Source organism: Novosphingobium sp. FG90, from assembly GCF_057808725.1.
The window spans coordinates 1-524 of the sequence record NZ_JBMDIO010000125.1; the positions used below are offsets into that span (position 1 = coordinate 1).

The following is a 524-nucleotide window of genomic DNA, read 5'->3' on the forward strand; positions in this document are numbered from 1 at the left end:
GCCGGCGCGCCACATCGGGCCTCGCGACAAGGCGTGATTTTATCTCATCCCACCATGCATCGTGGCGAACGGATTGCGCCGAGATATTGACGGCAAGAATGACATCCGGAGTCTGCTCCAGTTCATCAATGACCCGCGAAACGACATAATGATCAACGACCCGTGCGAAACCGAGCCGTTCGAGAGCCAGGAAGACGTCGCCTGGCGGGTGAGCCTTTCCGTCATCGTCGAGCAGGCGAACCAGCGCCTCACGATAGAGGACAAGCTCCGGCCCGGCCGCGTCACATACAGGCTGCCAGGCGAGCATGAGTTCCTGCCGCCCCGTATCGTCGGCAGAGCCAGAGATGATGCCGGACAGCAGCCCGGAGACCAGACTTACATCGCTACGATAGCGATCTGACCAATCGCTCCGATCGTCAGGCCAAGCCCCACTAAAGCCAATGTTGCAGGCGCCAGATTGCCCGGCCTCGAGTCCATGCGCCTGCATGAGCGCGCCGGGAATCTCCCATCGCCCGCTGACCCAG

Annotated in this window: 1 protein-coding gene; it reads right to left on the reverse strand. The window is 61.6% G+C overall.

The window, feature by feature from the left end:
- The coding region (locus ACODRZ_RS26845) for an EAL domain-containing protein (RefSeq protein WP_488973199.1) at positions 1-524 on the reverse strand (524 nt) is incomplete at both ends.